The organism is Delftia sp. Lp-1 (assembly GCF_020523835.1).
In the GTDB taxonomy this organism is placed as follows: Bacteria; Pseudomonadota; Gammaproteobacteria; order Burkholderiales; family Burkholderiaceae_C; genus Comamonas; species Comamonas acidovorans.
In genome coordinates, this window is sequence record NZ_JAJALJ010000004.1 from 444,137 (window position 1) to 467,150 (window position 23,014).

General features: G+C 69.3%; 17 protein-coding genes. 6 read left to right on the forward strand and 11 right to left on the reverse strand.

The features are described from left to right. Positions 1-1,233, reverse strand: a complete 1,233-nt coding sequence (gene fmdA, locus LGR64_RS27285; RefSeq protein WP_216294508.1) for a formamidase — start codon at positions 1,231-1,233, stop codon at positions 1-3. 364 nt (positions 1,234-1,597) lie between these two features. On the opposite strand from fmdA, the gene LGR64_RS27290 reads away from it, so the two are divergent. The 4 genes from LGR64_RS27290 to LGR64_RS27305 are packed head-to-tail and all read left to right on the forward strand — an operon-like array spanning position 1,598 to position 4,800. Further along, entirely contained in the window at positions 1,598-2,002 is a 405-nt protein-coding gene (locus LGR64_RS27290) for a Zn-ribbon domain-containing OB-fold protein (protein WP_016452202.1), read from the forward strand. Beyond that, positions 1,999-3,210: a thiolase gene (locus LGR64_RS27295; protein WP_141832931.1), complete on the forward strand. Its 1,212-nt coding sequence runs from the start codon at positions 1,999-2,001 to the stop codon at positions 3,208-3,210. The genes LGR64_RS27290 and LGR64_RS27295 overlap by 4 nt, the downstream gene beginning before the upstream one ends. 25 nt (positions 3,211-3,235) lie before the next feature. After that, entirely contained in the window at positions 3,236-4,393 is a 1,158-nt protein-coding gene (locus tag LGR64_RS27300; protein WP_013800068.1) for an acyl-CoA dehydrogenase family protein, read from the forward strand. Positions 4,394-4,398: 5 nt separating this feature from the next. Next, positions 4,399-4,800: a PaaI family thioesterase gene (locus tag LGR64_RS27305; protein ID WP_047473018.1), complete on the forward strand. Its 402-nt coding sequence runs from the start codon at positions 4,399-4,401 to the stop codon at positions 4,798-4,800. 152 nt (positions 4,801-4,952) lie between these two features. Here LGR64_RS27305 and LGR64_RS27310 read toward each other — a convergent pair whose 3' ends face one another. Then, positions 4,953-5,867 carry a LysR family transcriptional regulator gene (locus tag LGR64_RS27310; protein WP_012202113.1) on the reverse strand — a complete coding sequence of 305 codons (915 nt, stop codon included), beginning with the start codon at positions 5,865-5,867 and terminating at the stop codon, positions 4,953-4,955. Positions 5,868-6,029: 162 nt separating this feature from the next. Between LGR64_RS27310 and LGR64_RS27315 the strand changes: the two genes are divergently transcribed. Both LGR64_RS27315 and LGR64_RS27320 read left to right on the forward strand, forming a co-directional pair. Beyond that, positions 6,030-7,331 (forward strand): CaiB/BaiF CoA transferase family protein, encoded by a 1,302-nt coding sequence (locus LGR64_RS27315; protein WP_088166499.1) that lies wholly within the window; start codon positions 6,030-6,032, stop codon positions 7,329-7,331. A 594-nt stretch (positions 7,332-7,925) separates the two neighbouring features. Then, complete coding sequence (locus LGR64_RS27320; protein ID WP_141832936.1) at positions 7,926-9,578, forward strand: methyl-accepting chemotaxis protein; 1,653 nt, start codon at positions 7,926-7,928, stop codon at positions 9,576-9,578. On the opposite strand, the gene LGR64_RS27325 is transcribed toward LGR64_RS27320, so the two are convergent. From LGR64_RS27325 to LGR64_RS27365, 9 genes are all read right to left on the reverse strand, one after another. Then, positions 9,579-10,577, reverse strand: coding sequence for a porin (locus tag LGR64_RS27325; protein WP_012202110.1), 999 nt, complete (start codon positions 10,575-10,577; stop codon positions 9,579-9,581). 319 nt (positions 10,578-10,896) lie between these two features. Further along, positions 10,897-12,306: a Fe-S oxidoreductase gene (locus LGR64_RS27330; RefSeq protein WP_141832938.1), complete on the reverse strand. Its 1,410-nt coding sequence runs from the start codon at positions 12,304-12,306 to the stop codon at positions 10,897-10,899. 22 nt (positions 12,307-12,328) lie between these two features. After that, positions 12,329-13,393 carry a homocysteine S-methyltransferase family protein gene (locus tag LGR64_RS27335; protein ID WP_043823294.1) on the reverse strand — a complete coding sequence of 355 codons (1,065 nt, stop codon included), beginning with the start codon at positions 13,391-13,393 and terminating at the stop codon, positions 12,329-12,331. Between the two features lie 218 nt (positions 13,394-13,611). Continuing rightward, the gene (locus LGR64_RS27340) at positions 13,612-14,295 is read right to left on the reverse strand and encodes a helix-turn-helix domain-containing protein (protein ID WP_185750967.1); all 684 of its coding nucleotides are present in this window, start codon (positions 14,293-14,295) and stop codon (positions 13,612-13,614) included. A gap of 53 nt (positions 14,296-14,348) precedes the next feature. Further along, a complete protein-coding gene (locus LGR64_RS27345; protein WP_012202106.1) occupies positions 14,349-15,434 on the reverse strand; it encodes a YkvI family membrane protein in 1,086 nt (361 codons plus the stop codon). 61 nt (positions 15,435-15,495) lie between these two features. Beyond that, on the reverse strand, positions 15,496-16,650 hold the full coding sequence (locus LGR64_RS27350) for an NAD(P)/FAD-dependent oxidoreductase (protein WP_328511987.1): 1,155 nt from the start codon (positions 16,648-16,650) through the stop codon (positions 15,496-15,498). Between the two features lie 151 nt (positions 16,651-16,801). Continuing rightward, a complete protein-coding gene (locus LGR64_RS27355; protein WP_230357393.1) occupies positions 16,802-18,235 on the reverse strand; it encodes an efflux transporter outer membrane subunit in 1,434 nt (477 codons plus the stop codon). After that, positions 18,228-21,422, reverse strand: coding sequence for an efflux RND transporter permease subunit (locus LGR64_RS27360; protein WP_034397640.1), 3,195 nt, complete (start codon positions 21,420-21,422; stop codon positions 18,228-18,230). Before LGR64_RS27360 ends, LGR64_RS27355 begins: the two co-directional genes overlap by 8 nt. Before the next feature lie 13 nt (positions 21,423-21,435). After that, complete coding sequence (locus LGR64_RS27365; RefSeq protein WP_230357395.1) at positions 21,436-22,650, reverse strand: efflux RND transporter periplasmic adaptor subunit; 1,215 nt, start codon at positions 22,648-22,650, stop codon at positions 21,436-21,438. Positions 22,651-23,014 lie beyond the last annotated feature (364 nt).

Consider the following 23,014-nt stretch of genomic DNA (forward strand, 5'->3'; position numbering starts at 1 on the left):
TCAGCGCAGGTCGGGAGACAGGGGCATGTCGATGCTGCCGTCGAACTGGACGACCGGCCCCGCCGCGTTGGGGTTGATGTCGAAGTCGAAGATGCCCGTGGGCAGCCACAGCGTGGCGCAGGAGTTGGGCACGTCCACCACGCCGCTGATATGGCCCTGCACGGGCGCCGTGCCCAGGATGGAATACGCCTGGGCGCCGCTGTAGCCGAATTTCTTCAGGTATTCGATGGCGTTCAGGCAGGCCTGGCGGTAGGCCACGTTGACATCCAGGTAGTGCTGCCTGCCGCTCTCGTCCACCGAGATGCCCTCGAAGATCAGGTAGTCGTCATAGCGCGGCGTGATGGGGCTGGGCTTGAAGATGGGGTTCTTGATGCCGTACTTGGCCATGCCGCCCTTGATGAGGCTGACCTTCATGTGCACCCAACCGGCCATCTCGATGGCGCCGCAGAAGGTGATCTCGCCGTCGCCCTGGCTGAAGTGCAGGTCGCCCACGCTCAGGCCGGCGCCGTCCACATAGACGGGGAAGAACACCTTGGCGCCGCGCGACAGATCCTTGATGTCGCAGTTGCCGCCGTGCTCGCGTGGCGGCACGGTGCGTGCGCCTTCGGCGGCGGCCTTGTCGCGCGCTTCGCCGCGCATCTGGCCCATGTGGGCCGTGCCGGCCGATGGCGGGTTGGCCAGTCCGGGCACGCGTTCGGGGTCAGTGGCGATCAGGGCGCGCTCGCGCTCGTTCCACATCTCCAGCATGGGCCGGTCAGGCAGGCAGCCGATGAGGCCGGGATGGATGAGGCCGGGGAAGTTCACGCCTGGTATGTGGCGCGAGCTGGTGAACATGCCCTTGAAGTCCCAGATCGACTTCTGGGCCGAGGGGAAATGGTCGGTCAGGAAGCCACCGCCATTGTTTTTGGAGAAGAAGCCGTTGAAGCCCCAGAGGCTGTCGGGCTTGGCGCCGATGTCCAGCAGGTCCACCACCAGCAGGTCGCCGGGCTCGGCGCCCTTCACGCCCACGGGTCCGGACAGGTAGTGCACCGTGGTCAGGTCGATGTCGCGCACATCGTCGGCGCTGTCGTTGTTCTTGATGAAGCCGCCGGTCCAGTCGTAGGTCTCCAGGATGAAGTCGTCGCCGGGCTGGACCCAGCAGGCCATGGGAATGTCCGGGTGCCAGCGGTTGTGGACTCTTTCGTTGTCGGTGGGCGGGCGGTTCAGGTCAACCTTGATCAGCGTATCCGTCATGTGCAAAAACCTCCTGGGTGGGTGGGGATCGACAGCGGAGAACGGGCCGGGGTGCGGCGCGCCATTGCCGGCCTTCCTGTGGCGCCACGCTGTGCCAAAGCAGCGGCGCGCCCTCGGTGCGCCGGCAGGCGGCGCAGGGCGGGTATGAAGAAAAGGCCGGGAATGCATAAACACCATAGCAGCCGTGCCCGCCGGCCCGCCTAGGCAGCAACCCTGGGTTGACAGCCGGGCGCCGGCACTGGTGAAGCCACCCTTCCAGATTGGCGAATTGAAGCGGCCCCGCGATGCGGGCATGCTGGCGGACAGCCGCTGCGCCCGCGTGCCGGGTGCAGCGCCAAGAACACCGAGAACGGAGACACCGCCCATGCACCTGAGCGCACAGACCCACTACCAGGCCGAACTCGATGCCGGCCGCTTCTGCATACAGCAGTGCCCGCAATGCACGCGCCATGTCTTCACCCCGCGCGAGCTGTGCCCGCACTGCGGCGCCAGCCCGCTGCGCTGGGTGCGCGCCAGCGGCCAGGGCACGGTCTACTCCACCAGCACCGTCGCGCGCAAGAGCGATGCCGGTGGCGACTACAACGTGGCCCTGATCGACCTGGACGAAGGCGTGCGCATGATGGGCCGCGTCGAAGGCATTGCGCCGGCCGACGTGCGCATAGGTCAGCGCGTGAGCGCCCATGTGGCGAGCAAGGACGGACGCGGCCTGGTGCTGTTCCAGCCCGCGCTCGGACAGGCGGCACAGGGATCGCAGGGAGGTGCAGCATGAACACCCGCATCCCCCAATCCACCCTGGACGCCGCCGCCGTGAACCGCCCGCTGCGCGGGCGCGTGGCCATTGCCGGCGCCGCCACCTATGGCTGTGGCGAGGCACCCGGCATGGACGACATGACCCTGCTGGTGCGCGCCGCCCACGCGGCCGTGGCCGATGCGGGCCTGACCATGCAGGACATCGACGGCCTGGCCACCTGCAGCGTCAACGCCAGCATGTGGACCATGCCCGTGATCGAGCACCTGGGCATCAACCCCACCTATGTGGACGGCACGATGATCGGCGGCAGCAGCTTCATCGCCCATCTGCTGCCCGCCATCCGCGCGCTGGAGGCCGGCCAGTGCAAGGCCGTGCTGGTGTGCTACGGCAGCGCCCAGCGCTCGGCCACCTTCGGCCGCAAGGAAGGCCAGGCGGCGCGGCGATTCCTGGACCCGCAGCCCTACGAGTTCCCCTACGAGCCCGTGCTGCCCGTGACCGCCTATGCGCTGGCAGCCGCGCGCCACATGCACGAGTTCGGCACCACGCGCGAGCAACTGGCCGAGGTGGCCGTGGCCGCGCGTGCCTGGGCCCAGCTCAACCCCGAAGCCTTCATGCGCGACCCGCTGACCATCGAGGACGTGCTCTCGGCCCGCCCCATCGCCAGCCCCTTGAGCGTGCGCGACTGCTGCCTGGTGACGGACGGCGCGGGCGCCATCGTGCTGGTGCGCGGCGAGCGCGCCCGCGACCTGCCGCACCCCCCCGTCTACGTGCTGGGCAATGCCACGGCCATCTGGAACCGCCAGATCTCCTGCATGCCCGACCTCACCACCACGGCCGCCGCGCAGTCCGGCGCCCAGGCCTTTGCCATGGCGGGGCTCACCGCTGCCGACATGGACATGGCCCAGGTCTACGACGCCTTCACCATCAACACCCTGCTGTTCCTGGAGGACCTGGGCTTTTGCGCCAAGGGCGAGGGCGGCGCCTTCGTGTCCAAGGGCGGTATCGCGCCCGGCGGGCGGCTGGCCGTCAACACCAACGGCGGCGGCCTGTCCTGCGTGCACCCGGGCATGTACGGCATCTTTGCGCTGATCGAGGCCGTGCGCCAGCTGCGCGGCGAGGCCGGCCAGCGCCAGCTGGGACGCCACCGCACGGCCGTGGTCCATGGCAACGGCGGCACCCTTTCCAGCCAGTCCACGGCTGTGCTGGGTACGGCCGAGGCGCTTTGATTCCGTAGAGAGAAAGAACACCGCAATGATCCGCGACCAAGAAACCCTCGAAGCCCTGCTGGACAGCGTGCGCCGCTTTGTGCGCGAGCGCCTGGTGCCCGCCGAGAACGAAGTGGCCGAGACCGACGAGATTCCCGAGTCCATCGTGCAGGAGATGCGCAACCTGGGTCTGTTCGGCATGACCATCCCCGAGCAGTTCGGCGGGCTGGAGCTGACCATGGAGGAAGAGGTGCGCGTGCTCTTCGAGCTGTGCCAGACCGCGCCGGCCTTCCGCTCGGTGATCGGCACGACCGTGGGCATAGGCTCGCAGGGCATCCTCATCGACGGCACGCCCGAGCAGCAGGCGGCCTGGCTGCCCAAGCTGGCCACGGGCGAGATCATGGCCTCGTTCGCGCTGACCGAGCCCGAGGCGGGCTCGGACGCGGCCTCGCTGCGCACCACCGCCATCAGGGACGGGGACCACTACGTGGTCAACGGCAACAAGCGCTTCATCACCAATGCGCCGCATGCGGGCATGTTCACGCTGATGGCGCGCACCGACCCGGCCAACAAGGGCGCGGGCGGCGTCTCGGCCTTCATCGTGGATGCGAAGTCGCCGGGCATCAGCTTCGGCAAGAACGACGTGAAGATGGGCCAGAAGGGCGCGCACACCTGCGACGTGTTCTTCGACAACGTGCGCGTGCCGGCGGCCAACCTCATCGGCCTGAAGGAAGGCCAGGGCTTCAAGACCGCCATGAAGGTGCTGGACAAGGGCCGCATCCACATCGCGGCCGTGAGCGTGGGCGTGGCGCAGCGCATCCTGCGCGACGCGCTGAACTATGCGCTGGAGCGCAAGCAGTTCGGCCAGCCCATCTGCGAGTTCCAGCTGGTGCAGGCCATGCTGGCCGACAGCCAGGCCGAGCTGTATGCGGCCGAGTGCATGGTGATCGACGCCGCGCGCCGCCGCGACGAAGGCCGCAACGTCTCCACCGAGGCCTCGTGCTGCAAGATGTTCGCCACCGAAATGGTGGGCCGTGTGGCCGACCGCGCCGTGCAGATCCTGGGCGGCTCGGGCTACCTGGCCGAGTTCGGCATCGAGCGCTTCTACCGCGACGTGCGGCTGTTCCGCCTGTACGAAGGCACGACCCAGATCCAGCAGGTCATCATCGCGCGCAACATGGTGCGCGAGGCGCGCGCCGCATGAGCCGTATGAGTGCACCGCCCCCCGACCGCAATGCCTTCATGCGGCTGATCGGCGCCTCGCAGGTGCCCGCGCCGCCCGGCAAGGTCCATGTGCGCCTGCCCCACATGCGCGAGGAACTGCTCAACCAGCTGCCCGCCGCGCACGGCGGCGTGCTCATGACGCTGCTGGACTCCGTGATGTCGCGCGCCGCGGGCGAGTTGCCCGGTGCGCCATCGCAGACCGCCGTGACGGTGGAGATGAGCAGCCGCTTCCACCGTCCGGGCAAGGGCGCGCTGCTGGCCGAAGGCTGGGTGGTGCACGCCAGCCGCAGCCTGTGCAGCTGCGCGGCGCAGTTGCTCGATGAAGACGGAAAGCTCGTGGCCACGGCCACCGGCACTTTCAAGTACTGGCTGGCACCGACGGTATGAACACCCCCTGAGCGGCTACGCCGCTTCCCCCTCTCTCGCTTCGCGGGAGGGGGACGACGCCCTCGCTGCGGGGCGGCCCTTGCTCGGCGTCTCGCGCTTGGAACACGCCAGTTGCGTAGGCCGTGCGCAAGCACTGAATAGTTGAGTCCAAGCTACTCCAGCGTGAGCCGGCCCTGTGCGTCGGCCACCAGCAGCTCCACCAGCTCCTGGGCGAAGGACGGCAGGGCCTCCAGGCTGCGCACGCAGATCTGCATCTCGCGCACCGACCAGGCATCGGACAGCGGCACGATGGCGATGTCCATGGAATGCGCATGGCGGCTGGCGGCCGACTCGGGCAGCACGCCCACGCCCACGCCGGACTCGATCATGCGGCAGGCCGTCTCGAAGTTGCCCACCTGGATGCGCTGCTTGATGGGCCGGTGCAGTTGGTCGCTGGCCTGGCGCAGGAAGGCGTGGATGGCACTGGATTCGTGCAGGCCCACATGGTCCAGGTCCAGCGTGTCGGCAAAGGCCATCTGCATCTCGCCATCGAGCGCATGGCCGCGCGGCACGACCAGCACCAGGCGGTCGCGGCGGTAGGGCAGGGTCTCCAGGTTCTCGGTGCGCACCAGGCCGGCGACGATGCCGATGTCGGTCTGCCCCTCGGTCACGGCACGCACGATGTCGTGCGACAGGCGCTCGCGCAGGTCGATGTTCACGTCGGGATTGCGGCGCAGGTAGTGGCGCAGCACGGGCGGCAGGAACTCGCCCAGCGAGGTGGTGTTGGCAAACACCCGCACATGGCCCTTGATGCCGCGCACGTACTCCTGCATGTCGCCGCGCAGATGCTCGATCTGGCCCAGCACCATGCGCGCATGGGTGACGAAGGCCTGGCCCGGCGGCGTCAGCGTCACGCCCTGGCTGGTGCGGTACAGCAGCTTGGTGCCGATGCTCTCTTCCAGGTTCTTGATGCGGGTGCTGGCCGCCGGCAGGGAGATGAAGGAAAGTTCCGCGCCACGCGTCATGCTGTTGGCGTCGGCGATGTGCACCATAAGGCGCAGATCCACAAGATCGAAATGCATGGCCATCCGGCATTGTAGAAAGCCGCAGGCTCCGGCACTGAGCCGCGCGCGTCAGTACAAACCGCAGTGCCGGCCCGTGCGCGAACGCGCGCTTTCACAAATGCGAAGCCGCAGCAGGCCCGCGCGCCGTAGCATGGGCCCATCTGCCCGGGATAGCCGCCTCAGTCCATGAACCACACAGAAACCCCCTCCCCCAGCCCCATCCACAACACGGCCACCCAGACCGCAGGAGCGCTGGGCCATCTGCGCGTGCTCGACCTCTCGCGCGTGCTGGCCGGCCCCTGGTGCACTCAGAACCTGGCCGACATGGGGGCCGACGTGATCAAGATCGAAAAGCCCGGCGAGGGCGATGACACGCGCCACTGGGGCCCGCCCTTCTTTCCCGATGCGCAAGGCAATCCCTCGGACAACGCCGTGTACTTCGCGGCCTGCAACCGCAACAAGCGATCGGTCACCGTGGACATGGCCACGGCCGAGGGCCAGCAGCTGATCCGCGAGCTGGCCATGCAAAGCGATGTGGTGGTGGAGAACTTCAAGACCGGAGGCCTCAAGCGCTACGGCCTTGACTACGCCTCGCTGAGCGCGCTGAACCCGCGCCTGATCTACTGCTCGGTCACGGGCTTCGGACAGACCGGGCCGTATGCGCCGCGCGCCGGCTACGACCTGCTGGTGCAGGCCATGAGCGGCCTCATGAGCATCACGGGCCGCGCCGACAGCGAGCCCGGCGGCGGCCCGCTGCGCGTGGGCGTGGCCGTGATCGACCTGTTCACCGGCATGTATGCGACCACGGCCATCCTGGGCGCCGTGGAGGCGCGCCACCACACGGGGCGGGGCCAGCACATCGACATGGCCTTGCTGGACGTGGCCATGGCCGTGCTGGCCAACCAGGGCGCGGGCTTCCTGAACACCGGCCATGTGCCGGGCCGCCAGGGCAACACCCACCCCAGCGTCGTGCCCTACCAGGACTTCCCCACGGCCGACGGCCGCATGCTGCTGGCCATCGGCAACGACGGCCAGTTCGCGCGCTTTTGCGGGGCGGCCGGCGTGGACTGGGCGCGCGACGAGCGCTTTGCCACCAATGCCGGCCGCGTCATCCACCGCGACGCGCTGATCCCGCTGATGGCCGAACTCACGCGCGGCCGGCCCACGGCCGAGTGGATCGCGCTGCTGGAAGACAAGGCCGTGCCCTGCGGCCCCATCAACCACATCGGCCAGGCCTTCGACGATGCCCAGGTGCGCGCGCGCGGCCTGCGCGTGGAGCAGGAGCGCTATCCGGGCGCCACACCGCCTGCGGGCGAGACCATCAACCGCGTGGTGACCACGGCCAGCCCGCTGCGCCTGTCGGACACGCCCACCACGCTGCGCCATGCGCCGCCCGCCCTGGGCCAGCACACGGACGAGGTGCTGCGCGAGCGCCTGGGCCTGGATGCGCAGCAGCTGCAGGCCCTGCGCGGCAAGGGCGTGGTCTGAGCGACTGGCGACAGATGCCGGTCGCCTTGATGCGCTGAAGTTTCCGATGCCTTGAAGCCGGCCATCCGCGGATGCGGATGGCTTGGCTGCGGGCCTGCAAACGGCTTTTAGGACACGTCCTATCCAAAATCAGATGGTGGGCATCCTCATCCTCAGACGGTGCGGAAATAATCCCCACCACAGATGCAGATAGCCACTTTTTCCCTGTCCGAAGTCCCTAGGACAACTACCCGCAATGCCCGCCCTCAGCGCGCGGCAGCCGCCGCCGAACGCCTGGCTGCAGCGGGTATCCGCGTGCCAAACGGTGCAGGCGGACGGTTCGCAATCCTCTGCATCTTCCCCGCTGCTGCGGCATGCCCGCGAAGCGCCCGCCGCAGCGCAGGCGCACGGACAGGGCCTGCGCCATGAGGCCCCGCATCAAGGGCCGCATCTGCCGGACCTCGGGCTGGTTCCCACCCTGAGCGGGCACTGCGGCCCTCGTTTTCTCTTTCGCTGATACCCGTTCCACCTTGCTCTGCACGGCAGGCAAGGTGCGCCCTGCTGCACGCCTTTTTTCCCCTTGCCGTTCAAGGGACACGCCTACAGGACTTCGCCATGCAAGCCTTTCGCAATCTCAAGATCTCCTCCAAGCTGCTGCTGGCCTTCGTGGCCGTCCTGGCGCTGACCACCTTCGTGGGCCTCTATGCCGTGCTGCAGCTCAGCCGGATCAACCAGGCGTCCATCGATATCGCCACGCGCTGGATGCCTTCATCACGCATGTTGCTCGACATCCGCGCCACCACGGCCCGCTACCGCGTCAACGAGCTGCAGTACCTGATATCCACCAGCGAGCAGGACATCGGTGCCTTCGACAGGATCATGGGCGAGCTGTGGAAGAAGACCCAGACCAGCTACGACAACTACGCCAGCTTCATCAGCTCCGCGCCGGAGAAGGCCGCCTACGACGAACTGGGCCGGCTGCGCAACGAGTACGCCAAGGAGCACGCCATGGTCATGGCCCTGGCGCGCAATGGCCGCAAGGACGAAGCCCTGGTGCTGGCCCAGGGCGAATCGCTGGAGCTGAGCCGACGCCTGTATGACCAGATCGACCGCATGGTGCAGATCGACCACGAAGGCGGACAGCAGGCCAACGACCACGCCAATGCCCTCTACCGCAGCGCACGCATCTGGGTGGTCGGCCTGCTGGGAGCCAGCATTTTGCTGGGGCTGGCCCTGGCGCTCACGCTGGCGCGCATCGTGGCGCGTCCGCTGAACGAGGCCCTGGGCGTGGCCCAGGCCGTGGCCGAAGGCGACCTGACGCGCCGCATCCAGGCCACCACCACCGACGAAACAGGCCAGCTGCTGCGCGCACTGCACCGCATGGACCAGAGCCTCATCCACATCGTCCGGCAGGTGCGCAGTGGCACGGACTCGATCGCCACGGCCTCCAGCCAGATCGCCTCGGGCAACAACGATCTTTCGGTGCGCACCGAGCACCAGGCCAGCTCGCTGGAAGAAACCGCTGCCTCCATGGAGCAGCTCACCGTCACGGTGCGTCAGAACACCGACAACGCGCGCCAGGCCAACCAGCTGGCGGCCTCGGCCTCGGCCGTCGCCCAGCAAGGCGGCGAGGTGGTCTCCCAGGTGGTGGACACCATGGGCGCCATCCATGCCTCCTCGCGCAAGATCGCCGACATCATCGGCGTGATCGACGCCATCGCCTTTCAGACCAACATCCTCGCGCTCAACGCGGCCGTGGAAGCCGCGCGTGCCGGCGAGCAGGGCCGGGGCTTTGCCGTCGTTGCTGCCGAAGTGCGCGCCCTGGCGCGGCGCTGCGCCGATGCGGCCAAGGAGATCAAGCTGCTCATCGAGGACTCCAACGGCAAGGTCAGCACCGGATCGGCCCTGGTGGCGCAGGCCGGCCAGACCATGCAGAACATCGTCAGCAGCGTGCGCAACGTGACCGACATCATGGGAGAGATCACGGCCGCCAGCGTCGAGCAGACGGCGGGCCTGGAGCAGATCAACCAGGCCATCTCGCAGATGGACCAGGTCACCCAGCAAAACGCCGCCCTGGTCGAGGAAGCCGCCGCCGCCGCCCAGTCCCTGCAGGAACAGGCCTATGGCCTGCAGCAGGCCGTGAGCGTCTTCAAGCTGGAGCAAGGCCTGGAACTCACCGCCCTGCCCGCAACCCCTCAGCCCATGCTGGCTCCAGGCCTGGCCAGGATCACCAGCGCTGCCCAGTCAGGCCGCTGGGAAGCGCATTGATCAGAAGGAATGGGCCATGCCCACGCCGAAGGCGGTGCGCGAGCTCTGGTTCTCGTAGCGCTGGTGTCCCAGGCTGGTGTAGAGCATGGTGCGCTTGGACAGCGCGTACTCGGCACCCAGCGACAGCATGTTGTTGGTATCGCGGTCCAGGCGCTGGCGTGCATAGCTGGCCTTGAGCGTGGTCGCCCCGATGCCGTAGGTGGCGCCCAGCGAGACCATGCGCGACTTGTCGGGCCCCGTGCCGGGCGTGCCCGACTTGCTGCGGTCATAGGCCAGCATCACCGCTGCCGTGCCGATGCGGTACTTGCCGCCCATGTACAGGTCGGTGTCGCCGCTGCCGTTGCGCTCGTGCGCCAGCATGGCCGCCACTGCGCCCTGGTCGTAGTTGACCGACACCGAGCGCGCACGGCCCTGGCGGCCAGGCGCCTCGGTGCGCTCGGGCGAGGCGCTCAGGTGCAGCGAAAAGCCGCCGAACTTGGGCGAGTCGTAGAACACGCCGTTGGACATGCGGCCGTACTCGGGCGAGCCGTTGTTGCTGGCGCGGTCGGTCGGCGTCAGGTAGTGGGCCATGTGCCAGGCCGGCGAGGCGATGCGGTTGAAGTTGCCCCAGGGATCGAACTGCCACTCCTGGCTCCACATGGCGCTGAGCGCGCGGCCCAGGCGCAGATGGCCCCAGCTGCCCTGCAGGCCAACGGTGGACTCGTCATGCCAGAAGGGCTTCTTCGGATAGTCCTCGGTGAGGCCCGTGTCCAGATCGAAACGCGTGCTCAGCCGGAAGGTGGCCTTCAGGCCACCGCCCAGGTCCTCGAAACCGGCAATCGCCAGGTTGCTGCGCTGAATCGTACCCAGCTTGCTGGTCTTGTCGAAATCCCGGAACACGCCAGCGTCGAGATAACCGCTGATGGTGACGTTGGAGCCTGTGGCAGATGACTGGGCAGCCACCGGCAGGGCAGCCGCAACGGCGAGAGAAGCAAGGGTCAAGCGGGAGGTACAACGCATCCTGAACGGGTTCCTGGAAATGAAAGATGGCACAACACCGGCGCGGCCCGGGGGCATGCGCAAACGGCGACGGTAGTTGCCACGACAGAGGTGGCTGGAAGGTGCGCGGCGGGCTGGTGGCTTGCAGCGACTTGGAGGCAGCCAGGATGCAGATCGCAGCATGATCGCTGCAAATTCATTGCACATCCCGGCCAAAGACGTCATCCGCGCAGATGGCGAACGACAGCCGGCATTATGAAAGCTGGGGCCGGCGATGACCACGCCACCGTCAGGCCCGGTCAGTTTCGTAGCGTGGAGACCCCGGGCCGGGGCCAGGTCGTCAGCGGCTGCGCTCGGTGCGCGACACGTCCCAGAGACGGTTCATCTCGCTGCAAAAAGGCTGGGCGCAGGGCGCGCGGCCCTCGTACTGGCAGCCTTCGGTGGTGCAGAAATGCGACTGGTGCTCGAAGGCGCGGCGCTCGCGCGGCAAGGCGCCCGAGGCCTGGGCCGCCGCCATGTGCAGCCAGGGATCGTTGCGCTGCTGCAGCATCTGCTGCACCTCCTGCGCAAGCGCAGGCGACAGCGAAGCCACCGAGGCCAGGCCGGCCGGCGACGCCATGGCGCCGCCCGGCTGGCGAAGCGGCTGCAGCTCCAGCAGCAGCAGGGCGCTGGTGCGCAGCGCATCGGCGCCACGCGGCTGCACCACCACGGCCACCGGCCCCGAGGCCAGCGATTGCAGCGAGGCATCCAGCGGCAGGCGCAGGCCCGGCTCCGTGGCCTGCGCGCCCGCCAAGGGCAGCGCAGCGCCCGCAGGCAGGGCCGCCGCCGCCGTGAAAGGGGCCGCACCCGGCGCGGAAGCCGATGCGGCCGCCAGCGCCATGGCCGCGCCCTGCGCCTGGGCCCAGGCCTGGGGCACCTGCAGGCTCAGCGTGAAGCCGCGCTCACCCTGGGGCGTCAGCAGCGTGCCCTGCTGCACCCACCAGCTTTGCAGCGCGGGCAGGGTCTGGGCGGCACCGCCTGCAACACCTCCAGGCGCGCTGGCACCGGCCTGCGGTGCCAGTCCCGATCCGGCCAGCAGCGCATCCACCACCTTGGCCTTGGCGGCTGCCACGGCCAGCGTCACTGCGGCAGCAGAGGGCTGCAGGGAGGCTGCTGCCTGCAATGCAGGCGAGGAAGACGCCGCCTGCGGAGCAGCGCCGGCCTGGGCAGAGGTCGATGTCCCCGTCTGCAGACTCTGCGATGGCTGCGCTTGCCCTCCGGCCGCCGCTGTACCTGCCGTTGCACCTGCCGCTGTACCAGCTGTCGTGCCGGCGGCCAGCGCCTGCAGCAAGGCCGCCGAACCCGGCTGGGCTGCCAGCAGTTGCAGGGCCTGGCCCTGCTGGGTACCTACTTGGGCCAGCAAGGCCTCCAGCAGCCGGCCCAGCGCCTCGGACACGCCGCTGGCCGGCCACTGCGGCGCGGGCGCGCCGGGGCTGGACTGGACCTGGCGCGCCAGCTGGGCCACCAATTGCTCGAAGGCCTGCAGGCGCAGGCTTTGCAGCATCTCGGGCGACCAGCGCACGGCCGTGGCCGCTGGCGGCGTGACGGGAACGGAGGGTGAGGCGGATGACGCGGGCGAAGCCGGCGCCACCGCAGCGGACGGAGCCTGTAGCGCCACCGGCGCGCCAGCGGCCGGGCCGGAGACAGGCGCCGCCACTGGCAGCGGCAGCCCTGCGGCAGGGGACGGGACGGGCGGCAGCGGCGAACTCATGTCAGAGGCTCCGCCCGGGCCATCAGGCCGATTCCGGGTAGAACAGGCGGCGCGTGGGCGTGCTGCCCACGGCCTTGGCGATGGCGCCGATGTGGTCCGGCGTGGTGCCGCAGCAGCCGCCCACGATGTTGACCAGGCCTTCGGACGCGAATTCGTGCACCAGGCGGCTGGTGACCTCGGGCGTTTCGTCAAAGCCCGTGTCGCTCATGGGATTGGGCAGGCCGGCGTTGGGGTAGCAGCTGATGAAGGTCTCGGGCGCGGCCTTGTTCAGTTCCTGGACGTAGGGGCGCATCAGCGCCGCGCCCAGCGCGCAGTTCAGGCCGATGGACAGCGGGTTGGCATGGCGCACGCTGTGCCAGAAGGCCGTCACCGTCTGGCCCGACAGGATGCGGCCCGAGGCATCGGTCACCGTGCCGCTGATCATGATGGGCAGGCATTCGCCGCTTTGCTCGAAGGCCTCGTCCACCGCGAACAGCGCGGCCTTGGCGTTGAGCGTGTCGAAGATGGTCTCGACCAGGATGACGTCGGAGCCGCCCTCGATCAGCGCCAGCGTCTGCTCCAGGTAAGCCTGGCGCAGCTGCTCGAAATTCACGTTGCGCGCGCCCGGATCGTTCACGTCGGGGCTGATGCTGGCCGTCTTGGGCGTGGGGCCCAGGGCGCCGGCCACGTAGCGCGGATGGCCGGGCGTGCTGTACTTGTCGCAGGCCGCGCGGGCCAGCTGGGCGCTCTTGAGATTCATCTCGCGCGCCAGATCGGCCATGTGGTAGTCGTCCTGCGCAATCGTGGTCGCGCCGAAGGTGTTGGTCTCGATCAGGTCGGCGCCGGCGGCCAGGTACTTGTCGTGGATGTCGCGGATCACGTCGGGGCGGGTGAGCGACAGCAGCTCGTTGTTGCCCTTGACGTCATGCGGGAAGTCCTTGAAGCGGTCGCCCACGCTGCCGGGGCCCGTGTAGCCCTGGCCCCGGTACTGGGCCTCTCCCAGCTTGAAGCGCTGGATCATGGTGCCCATGGCGCCGTCAAGAATGACGAGGCGCTTGGCAAGGATGGCGGGAAGCTCTTTGGCGCGGGTGTACTGGGGCAGGCTCATGGGCAGCGATTGTAGGAACTCCGGGGCGGCCGTGCCGGGCACGAGGATTCCCCCAGGAAACCTGTCTGCGCCCCAAACAAGAGGCGCGACCTATGAAACTAGCGCACCCCCACGCCAGAGACACCGAGGAAGGGCCGCCCCGCACCGAGGGTGTCGTCCCCCTCCCGCGTAGCGAGAGAGGGGGAAGCGGCTCAGCCGCTCAGGGGGTGCTAACCATTTCAGCTGCAGACAGAGACGACTTGAGCCGGCTGGCGGCTCAGGCTCACATACACATGGCCCACGCCGCTGTCGAAATATGCGGCCTCGTGGCGGCCCAGCTCCACCGATTCGCCGTTCTCGAACAGGATGCGCACCCGGCCCGAGAGCACCATCACGAACTCCTGGCCCGCATGGCGGATGGTTTCGGAGAATTCGCCGGCCTCGCGCGCATTGATCACGGCCACCAGGGGCTGCATCTTCTTGCCCGGGAAGGCGCCGCACAGCACGCTGTAGAGGTACTGGTCGGTCTCGTAGCGCTGCACGTCCTCGAAGCAGTCCTTGACCACGGTGGGCGTGTCGCCGGCCGCCTGCTGGGCGTCCCCGACCATGAACAGCCGTGTCATGTCGATGTCCAGCGCGTTGCCCAGCATGAGCACCTTCTCGTAACTCAGCGCGATCTGGCCGCGCTCGGCCTTGGAGATGGTGGACACGGCCAGCCCGCTGCTTTCGGCCACCTGCTGCAGCGTCAGGCCACGCTCCTTGCGCGCCTTGCGCAGCTTGGCGCCCACTTCGTGCTTGCCCGCAGGCATGGCGGCGGCCGTGCGGGCGCCCGGCAGCACGGCGGCGAGGACCTGGTCTGGCGTGGGGAGAGTGCTGGACCTGGGGCTGGACCTGGGGCTGGATCTGGTGCGGGGGCTGGGCATGAAGCGGGCGATCGGGGCTGGCGACCGCCCGATTCTAGGGTCAGGCCCGGCCGTCAGGCGCCGCGCAGGCCGGCCCCGGGCGCCTGCCTGCGGCCCATGCGCAGCCAGCCCACCAGCGCGCAGGCCATGAGGGCGAAGCCGATGTAGCCATAGACCGGGTAGACCATGCCCACCAGCGTGATGAAGCCCGCGAAGCTGCCGCCCAGGGCCAGCACGCCCGCCACGCCCGTGCCCCAGCGAAAACGCGGCGTGCCGGCCGGCAGGATGCGGGCCACGAAGGCATAGAGCATGCCCACGGCCGTGTTGAGGATCATGCCGAAGATGACCAGCGACATCAGGTGCCCCAGCCAGGGCGAGATCTGCGTGGCCAGCGACAGCATGGGCATGGACAGGCCGCCCAGCGTGTCCATGCGCCAGTACATCGCGGCCGCGATCATCAGCATCAGCAGGCCCAGCAGCAGCCCGCCCGCCACGCCGCCCCACAGCGCCACGCGGCGCGAGCTGGCCTGCCCGCCCATGATCACCAGGAAGGGCATGCCTGCCACCACGTTGTAGGAGACATAGAGCAGCGCCGCCACCAGCCAGTGGCCGGCGCCCCGGGGCTGGGAGGCGGCGGCGGCTTCCAGCGCGGCCATGTCGCCGTGGGGAGTCAGCAGCACGTAGCCGGCGACCACCACGGTCATGAACACCAGCAGCGGCGTGACGGCGCCGATGAAGGCGATCACCCGGCCCACGTCCAGGCAGACGATGAGCACCGTGGCGACGGTGGCCAGCACGCTGCCCCAGACCTCGGGCAGGCCCAGCCACTGGTGCAGCAGCGAGCCTGCGCCCGCCAGCATGACCACCGTGATGGCAAACAGGAAGAAGGTGATCAGCACATCGAACACCATGCCCACATGCCGGCCCAGAAGGGCCTGCACCACCTCCTTGTGCGAGCCGGCCTGCAGGCGCTGGCCCATGGTGGAGAACGCCATGGACAGGAAGACGAAGGCCAGGGCCGCCACCAGGCAGCCCGCCAGGCCGATGGCGCCAAAGCCCGCGAAGAACTGCAATATCTCCTGCCCCGAGGCGAAGCCCGCCCCGACGATGACGCCGACGAAGGCGCCGGCAATCCTGCTCACTTCCTTGAATGCACCCATGCCTGTCTCCTTGGATTGTTGTGTGTTGCGGGGGCTGAAAAGGTGAAAAAGGGATGACGGGTCAGGCCGCGAAGCGCGCCGGACTCAGCCGCAGGGCATCGACGCCCTGCGCCAGCAGCTCGGCGGGCAGCGGCTCGCGCATCAGCAGCGCGGCCGCGGCGGCCGAGGCGCCGGCCGCCGTCTGTATGCCGTAGCCGCCCTGCCCGGCCAGCCAGAAAAATCCCTCGCGCTGCGCATCCCAGCCGATCACGAAGTCGTTGTCGGGCGCAAAGCTGCGCAGCCCGGCCCAGACATGGCGCGGCCGGCGTATGCGCAGGCGGGTCAGTGTCTCGATGCGGTCAATGCCCATGGCCACGTCCAGCTCCTCGGCCACCACATCATGCGGCGGCACGGGATCGGCATTGGCGGGCGAGCCCAGCAGCTGGCCCGCATCGGGCTTGAAGTAGAAGCTCTCGTCCACGCCGATCACGGCAGGCCAGCCGTGGATGTCCTCGCCCTCGGGTGCGGCAAAGGTGAAGGCCGAGCGGCGCCGGGGCTCGATGCCCAGCGGCCGCGCGCCGCACAGCCGGGCCACGGCATCGGCCCAGGCGCCTGCGGCATTGACCACGGCGCGGGCACGGACCTGCGACCCGTCCTGCAGCACCAGGGTCCACAGGCCCTGGCCATCACCATCCACCTCACGCTCGGCGCCGGACAGTTCGGCGCCGCAGCGCAGCCGCGCACCGGCACGCGCCATGCCGCGCAGAAAGCCCTGGTGCAGTTCGGCCACGTCGATGTCCATGGCGTCCAGGTCATGCACGGCGCCCACGAGCAGGCTCTCCTGCAGGCAGGGCACCAGGGCGCAGGCCTGGCGCGCGTCGATGCGCTCGGCGCGCAGGCCGTCGCGGCGGTACATGGCCAGGGCCTCGTCCAGCTGGGGTTCCTGGCCGGCCGTTCCTATGTAGAGCACGCTGCGCGGCTGCAGCAGCGCGTGCTCGCAAAAACCTTCGGGCGGCGCGCTGTAGAAGCCACGGCTGGCGCGTGTCAGCGCGCGTATCTGCGCGGTGCCGTAGCTCTCCATGAACATGGCGGCCGAGCGGCCCGTGGCGTGGTATCCGGGCTGCGGCTCGCGTTCCAGCACCACTACCGAGGCGCCACCCCCGGCCAGCCGCCAGGCCACCGAGGCACCGGCCATGCCGCCACCGATCACCACGAAATCCAGAACCTGGCTTTCCATCATTCATTGCTCCATTTTTTTCCAATGAGAAAATTATCCGATAAGAAAAAAATGAGGCAAGCCCCTGGTCCTCGTGGTTTTCACCGGGGGCGCCGGACAAGAAAAAAGGGACGGCGCCTGGCCGTCCCTTGTGGCAATGCGCGCCGCACGCTCAGGCCGGCGGCAGCTTTCCGTCCCAGCCACCGGCCAGAGCCTGGTACAGCGCCACGGCGGCGCGCAGGCCGCGCGCACGGCTGTCGGCGGCCGCGTCCTGGGCCGCATACAGGTCGCGCTGCGCATCCAGCACTTCGTACAGGCCCACGCTGCCCAGGTGGTAGCGGCGCAGCGCCAGCTGTTCTGCGCGCTGGCGCTGCTCGGCGGCCTGCGCCAGGTGGGCGTCTTCGCTGCGCGTGCGCTGCAGGCGCACCAGGGCGTTCTCCGTGTCCTCCAGCGCCAGCAACACGGTCTGCTGGTACTGGGCCAGCGCGGCCTGGGCGCCGGCCTCGCTGGCCGCGATGCGCGCCCGCACGCGGCCCACGTCGAGAAAGGACCAGTCCACGCCCAGGAACACGCTGCTGCGGGCGCTGGCGCCCTCGAACAGCGAGCCGCCGTGCAACGCCGTGCTGCCCAGCAGCCCGCCCAGCGACAGGCGCGGGAACAGGTCGGCCGTGGCCACGCCGATGCGTGCCGTGGCCGCATGCAGCCGTGCCTCGGCCACGGCCACGTCCGGGCGCCGGCGCAGCAGGCCGGCCGGCGTGCCGGGGTCGATGGCCGGCGGCAGCTGCGGCAGGGCGGCAGGCACATCCAGCGCGGCAATCAGCGCCTCGGGCACCTGGCCCGTGAGCACGGCCAGCCGGTGCTGCGCCATGGCGATCTGCGCCTGCAGCGCGGGAATGCGCGAGCGCGTGGCCTCCAGCTGAGCCTGGGCGCGCGCCAGGTCGAACTCGGTGCCGCTGCCGTGCGCCAGGCGCAGCTGCACCAGGCGCAGCGTGTCCTGCTGGTTGGCCGCGTTGGCCTGCGCCAAGGCCAGGCGCTGCTGCCAGCCGCGCAGGTCGGCGTAGCTGCCCGCCACCTGGGCCGCAATGGCCACCTGCAGGGCCGCCAGGTCGGCCGCATCGGCGCGCAGGTCGGCATGCCGCGCCTCGATGCTGCGCCGCACGCGGCCGAACACGTCGATCTCCCAGCTGGCGGCCAATCCGGCGGTGTAGCTGCGCTGGCTGCGCGGGCCATAGAAGGCCTCGCTCTCGCTGAGCTTTTGCTGCGTGGCCCGGCCCGACATCGTGACCGTGGGGAACTGGTCGAAGCGGCTTTCGCGCAGCAGCGCCTGGGCACCGTCCAGCCGCGCCAGCGCCACCTGCAGGTCCTGGTTGTCGCCCAGCGCGCGCTCCACCAGCTGCGTCAGCTGCGGGTCCTGGAACTGGCGCCAGAAGGCGGCATCGGGCTCGGCCTGCGGGGTGGCCGGTGCAGGCTCGGCCCGCGCGAACTGCGCTGCGGCCCGCGGCGCCGCAGGCGCCTTGAAGTCGGGGCCGACCGCGCAGCCGCCCACCAGGGCGGCGGATGCCAGCGCCAGCGCGTGGCGGCTCAGGGACTTGCGTATCTCAGGCATGTGGGGACTCCAGGGAGGCGGGCTGGGCAGGCCCGGTGGAATGCGCAGGCGCATGCCCCGTCAGCGCGCGGCCCGAAAGCCGGCGCAGCGTGACGTAGAAAACCGGCGTGAGGAACAGGCCGAACAGGGTCACGCCCAGCATTCCCGAGAACACGGTCACGCCCGTGGCCGCGCGCACCTCGCTGCCCGCGCCGCCACCGATGAGCAGGGGCACGGCCCCGGCGATGAAGGCGATCGAGGTCATGACGATGGGCCGCAGTCGCAGGCGGCAGGCCTGCAGCGCGGCATCGACGATGCCCACGCCGCGCAGCTCCAGCTCGCGTGCGAATTCCACGATCAGGATGGCGTTCTTGCAGGCCAGCCCCATCAGCACCACCAGCCCCACCTGCACGAAGACGTTGTTGTCCCCCCCGGCCAGCCAGACGCCGAACAGCGCCGCGCAGATGCACACGGGCACGATGAGGATCACGGCCAGCGGCAGCGTCCAGCTTTCATAGAGCGCGGCCAGCACCAGGAAGACCAGCATCACGGCGATGGCGAAGACCACGGCCGCGGCGTTGCTCTGCTCCACCTGCTGGTAGCTCAGGTCGGTCCAGGCCAGCTCGATGCCGCGCGGCAGCGTGCGCTGCGCGATCTCCTGGAGCTTGGCCAGCACCTCGCCCGAGGACAGCACGCGCGGGTCGGAGTCGCCGATCAGATCGGCCGCCGGGAAGCCGTTGTAGCGCAGCACCGGGTCGGGGCCGAAGCTGGGCACCACGGTGACCATGGAGCCTATGGGCACCATCTCGCCGCGTGCATTGCGCGTGCGCAGACTGGCGATGTCCTCCACGGTCTGGCGGTGGTCCGCGTCGGCCTGCAGCATCACGCGCCAGACGCGGCCGAAGGCGTTGAAGTCGTTGACGTAGACCGATCCCAGGTAGGCCTGCAGCGTCTGGAACAGGTCGGTCAGCGCCACGCCCTGGGCCTTGGCCTTGGTGCGGTCCACCTTGACTTCCAGCTGCGGGATGTTGGACTGGTAGCTGCTGACCGGGTAGGTCATGCCCGGTGTTTTGGCGATCTCGGCCTGGAAGGCCTGCAGCGCCTGCTGCAGCGCCGCGTAGCCCAGGCCCGCGCGGTCCTGCAGGAACAGCGAGTAGCCCGAGCCGTTGCCCAGGCCCTGGATGGGCGGGGGCATCAGCGCATAGGCGAAGCCGCCCTCGATCTGCGAGAACTTGGCGCCCAGCTCGGCATTGATGGCCTCGGCGCTGCGCGTGCGCTCGCCGAAGGGCTTGAGCATGATGTAGGCGCTGGTCAGGTTGGGCGTGGTCGTGGACTGCAGCGCGTTGAAGCCCGCGAAGGCGGCGACCATGTCCACGCCTTCCACGCTTTTGGCGGCATCGACCATCTGGCGCGTGACCGCATCCGTGCGGTTCAGCGAAGCCCCCTCGGGCAGCTTGGCGCCGCCGAACAGGTACAGCTTGTCCTGCAGCGGGATGAAGCCGCCCGGCACGGCCTGGAACAGCACGGCCGTGCCCGCCAGCAGCGCCGCATAGACCGCGAACACCAGGCCCCGGCGGCGCAGCGAATGCCCCACCGAGTTCTGGTAGCCATGGGCGCTGCGGTCGAAGAAGCGGTTGAAGGGCCGGAAGAGCCAGCCCAGGCTGCGGTCCAGCCCGCGCGCCAGCGGATCGCGCGGCGCGCCGCGCGGCTGCAGCAGCTTGGCCGCCAGCGCGGGCGACAGCGTCAGCGAGTTGATGGCCGAGATCACCGTGGAGATGGCAATCGTCACGGCGAACTGCTTGTAGAACTGACCCGTCACGCCGCTGAGAAAGGCCATGGGCACGAAGACCGCGCACAACACCAGGGCGATGGCGATGATGGGGCCCGAGACCTCCTTCATCGCCAGGTGGGCCGCCTCCAGGGGCGTGTGCCCTTCCTCGATGTAGCGCTCCACGTTCTCCACCACCACGATGGCGTCGTCCACCACGATGCCGATGGCCAGCACCAGGCCGAACAGGGTCAGCGTGTTGATGGAGTAGCCCAGCAGGTACAGCCCCGCGAAGGTGCCGACGATGGACACGGGCACGGCCAGCAGCGGAATGATGGAGGCGCGCCAGGTCTGCAGGAAGACGATGACCACCAGCACCACAAGAATGACGGCCTCGATCAGCGTGCTCTGCACCGCCTTGATGGAGTCGCGCACGAAGACCGTGGGGTCCCAGACCGTCTCGAAGGCCACGCCCTCGGGCAGGTCCTGGGAGAGCTTGTCCATGGCCGCGTAGACCTGCTCGGCCACGCCCAGCGCATTGGCGCCGGGCGACAGGAAAATGCCCACGGCCGCCATGTTCTTCTTGTCGCTCCACGAGCGCAGCGTGTAGTCGCTGGCGCCCAGCTCGATGCGCGCCACGTCGGCCAGGCGCACGACCTGGCCGTCCGCGCCGCCCTTGAGCACGATGCTGCCGAATTCCTCGGGCGTCTTCAGCCGCCCGCGCACGTTGATGGACAGCAGCTTGTCCGCGCTCTGCGGACTGGGCTGCGCGCCCAATTGCCCGGCCGAGACCTGGATGTTCTGCTCGCGGATGGCGGCAATCACCTCGGGCGCCGTGAGCTGGCGCGCGGCCACCTTGTCCGGGTCCAGCCACACGCGCATGGCGTAGTCGCCCGCGCCGTAGATGCCCACATCGCCAATGCCCGGAATGCGTGCCAGCACGTCCTTGATCTTGAGCGTGACGTAGTTGCGCAGGTACAGCGCGTCATGCTGGCCGTCCTGGGAGACCAGGCCCACGTACATCAGCGGCGTGGACGACTGCTTTTGCGTGGTCACGCCGAACTGGCGCACTTCCTCGGGCAGACGGCTCTGGGCCTGGCTGACGCGGTTTTGCACGCGCACGGCGGCCGTGTCGGGGTCGACGTCGGGGCGGAAGGTGGAGACCACCTGCAGGCTGCCGTCGGACGCCGCGACCGACTTCATGTACATCAGGCCTTCGACGCCGTTGATGGCCTCCTCCAGCGGCACGGCCACCGACTCGGCGACCTCCTTGGGATTGGCGCCCGGATAGGTGGCGCGCACCACCACGCTGGGCGGCACGACCTCGGGATACTCGCCCACGGGCAGCTGCGGAATCGCAACCAGCCCCACGGCGAACAGGATGATGGAGAGCACGACCGCGAAGATCGGCCGGTCTATGAAGAATTTGGAGAAGTCCATGGTGCTTCCCGGTTCACTGCGCGGCCACGGCCGGCGCCTTGGCCACCGCCGTCTGCCCATCGCCGGGCGCAGGCTTGGGGCTGATGGGCATGCCGGGGTAGTAGATGCGCTGCAGGCCGCCGACCACCAGCCTATCGCCCGCCGCCAGCCCCTTGTCCACCACGCGCCGGCCATCGACCATGCGGCCCAGCTCCAGGTCGCGGCGCTCGGCCTTGTTGCCCTCGCCCACCACATAGACGTACTTGCGGTCCTGGTCGGTGAGCACGGCCTTGTCGTCGATCAGCAGCGTCTGCCGCTCGCCGCCCACGCCCTGCGCGTCTTGCAGTTGCACGCGCGCGAACAGGCCCGGCGTCAGCAGGCGGTCGGGATTGGGCAGGCGGGCGCGCATGCGCACCGTGCCCGTGCCCGCGTTGAGCTGGTTGTCGGTGAAGTCCAGGCTGCCCGCATGCGGAAAGCCTTCGTCGCCAGCCAGCCCCACACGCACGGGCCGCTGCACACCGGGCCGCCCCTTGGTGTCCTTGGCGGCCTGCTGCTGCCGCAGGAAGCTGTGCTCGTCCGCATCGAAGTAGACATACACCGGGTCCTGCGAAACCACGGTGGTCAGCACGCTCTGGTCGGCCTGGGCCAGGTTGCCCACGGTGAGCAGGGCGCGGCCCGCGCGGCCGGAGACCGGCGCGCGCACCTCGGTGAAGTCCAGGTTGAGCCGGGCTGCCGCCAGCGCAGCCTCGGCAGCGCGCACCTGGGCGGCGCTCTGGGCCAGGGCGCCGGCGCGCGTATCGGCTTCCTCGCGCGAGACGGCATGCTCGGCCACCAGTTGGCGGGCACGCTGGTCTTGGGTGCGGGCCAGCGCGGCGCCTGCGCGCGTGCGCTCCAGCTCGGCCTCGGCGCTGGCCAGGGCGGCGCGGTAGGGCCGCTGGTCGATCACGAACAGCAACTGGCCCTTCCTGACCTCCTGCCCCTCGCTGAAGGCAATGCGCTCGATATAGCCCGACACGCGCGGGCGCAGTTGGACCGACTCCACGGCATCGATGCGGCCGTTGAACTCGTCCCAGACGCGCACGCTGGCCGGCACGACCTCGCTCACCAGCACCTCGGGCGCAGGCGGCGGGCCGTCGCTGGCGTGGGCATCGCCCACGGCCTGCGGTCGGCAGCCGGCAAGCAGGGCCAGCGCCGCCAGGGCGCCTCCGAACAGGGCACGCCGCAACGGCGGCGGGGGAAGAACGGGCATGGATCGACTCTCCTTGAGGGGGATGGGTAAGGCCCTGCTGCCGGGGCTGCGGCGGGGCCGGAAAAAGGGGCGGGACCGCAGGCTCTGGAGGCCTTCCAGGCGGTTGCTCACAATGGGTTGCATTCTTCAAGTTCAAGTGAACTTGAAGTCAAGATCCGCGCGCAAAGACACCACGAAAATTGAGGACGGTTTGCCGGGGATATCGCTGGCCGGATCGGACAAGCGCAGCGGCAATTGACCAGGAACGACCTGAAAAGACCTGGACAGGCGCGCACAGACGGACACACGCGCGTTGCCGCACCTGCAGGACGCCACCACTACACTGCAAGGCCATCTGACCCAGGGTGGCGGCTAGGTATCACCA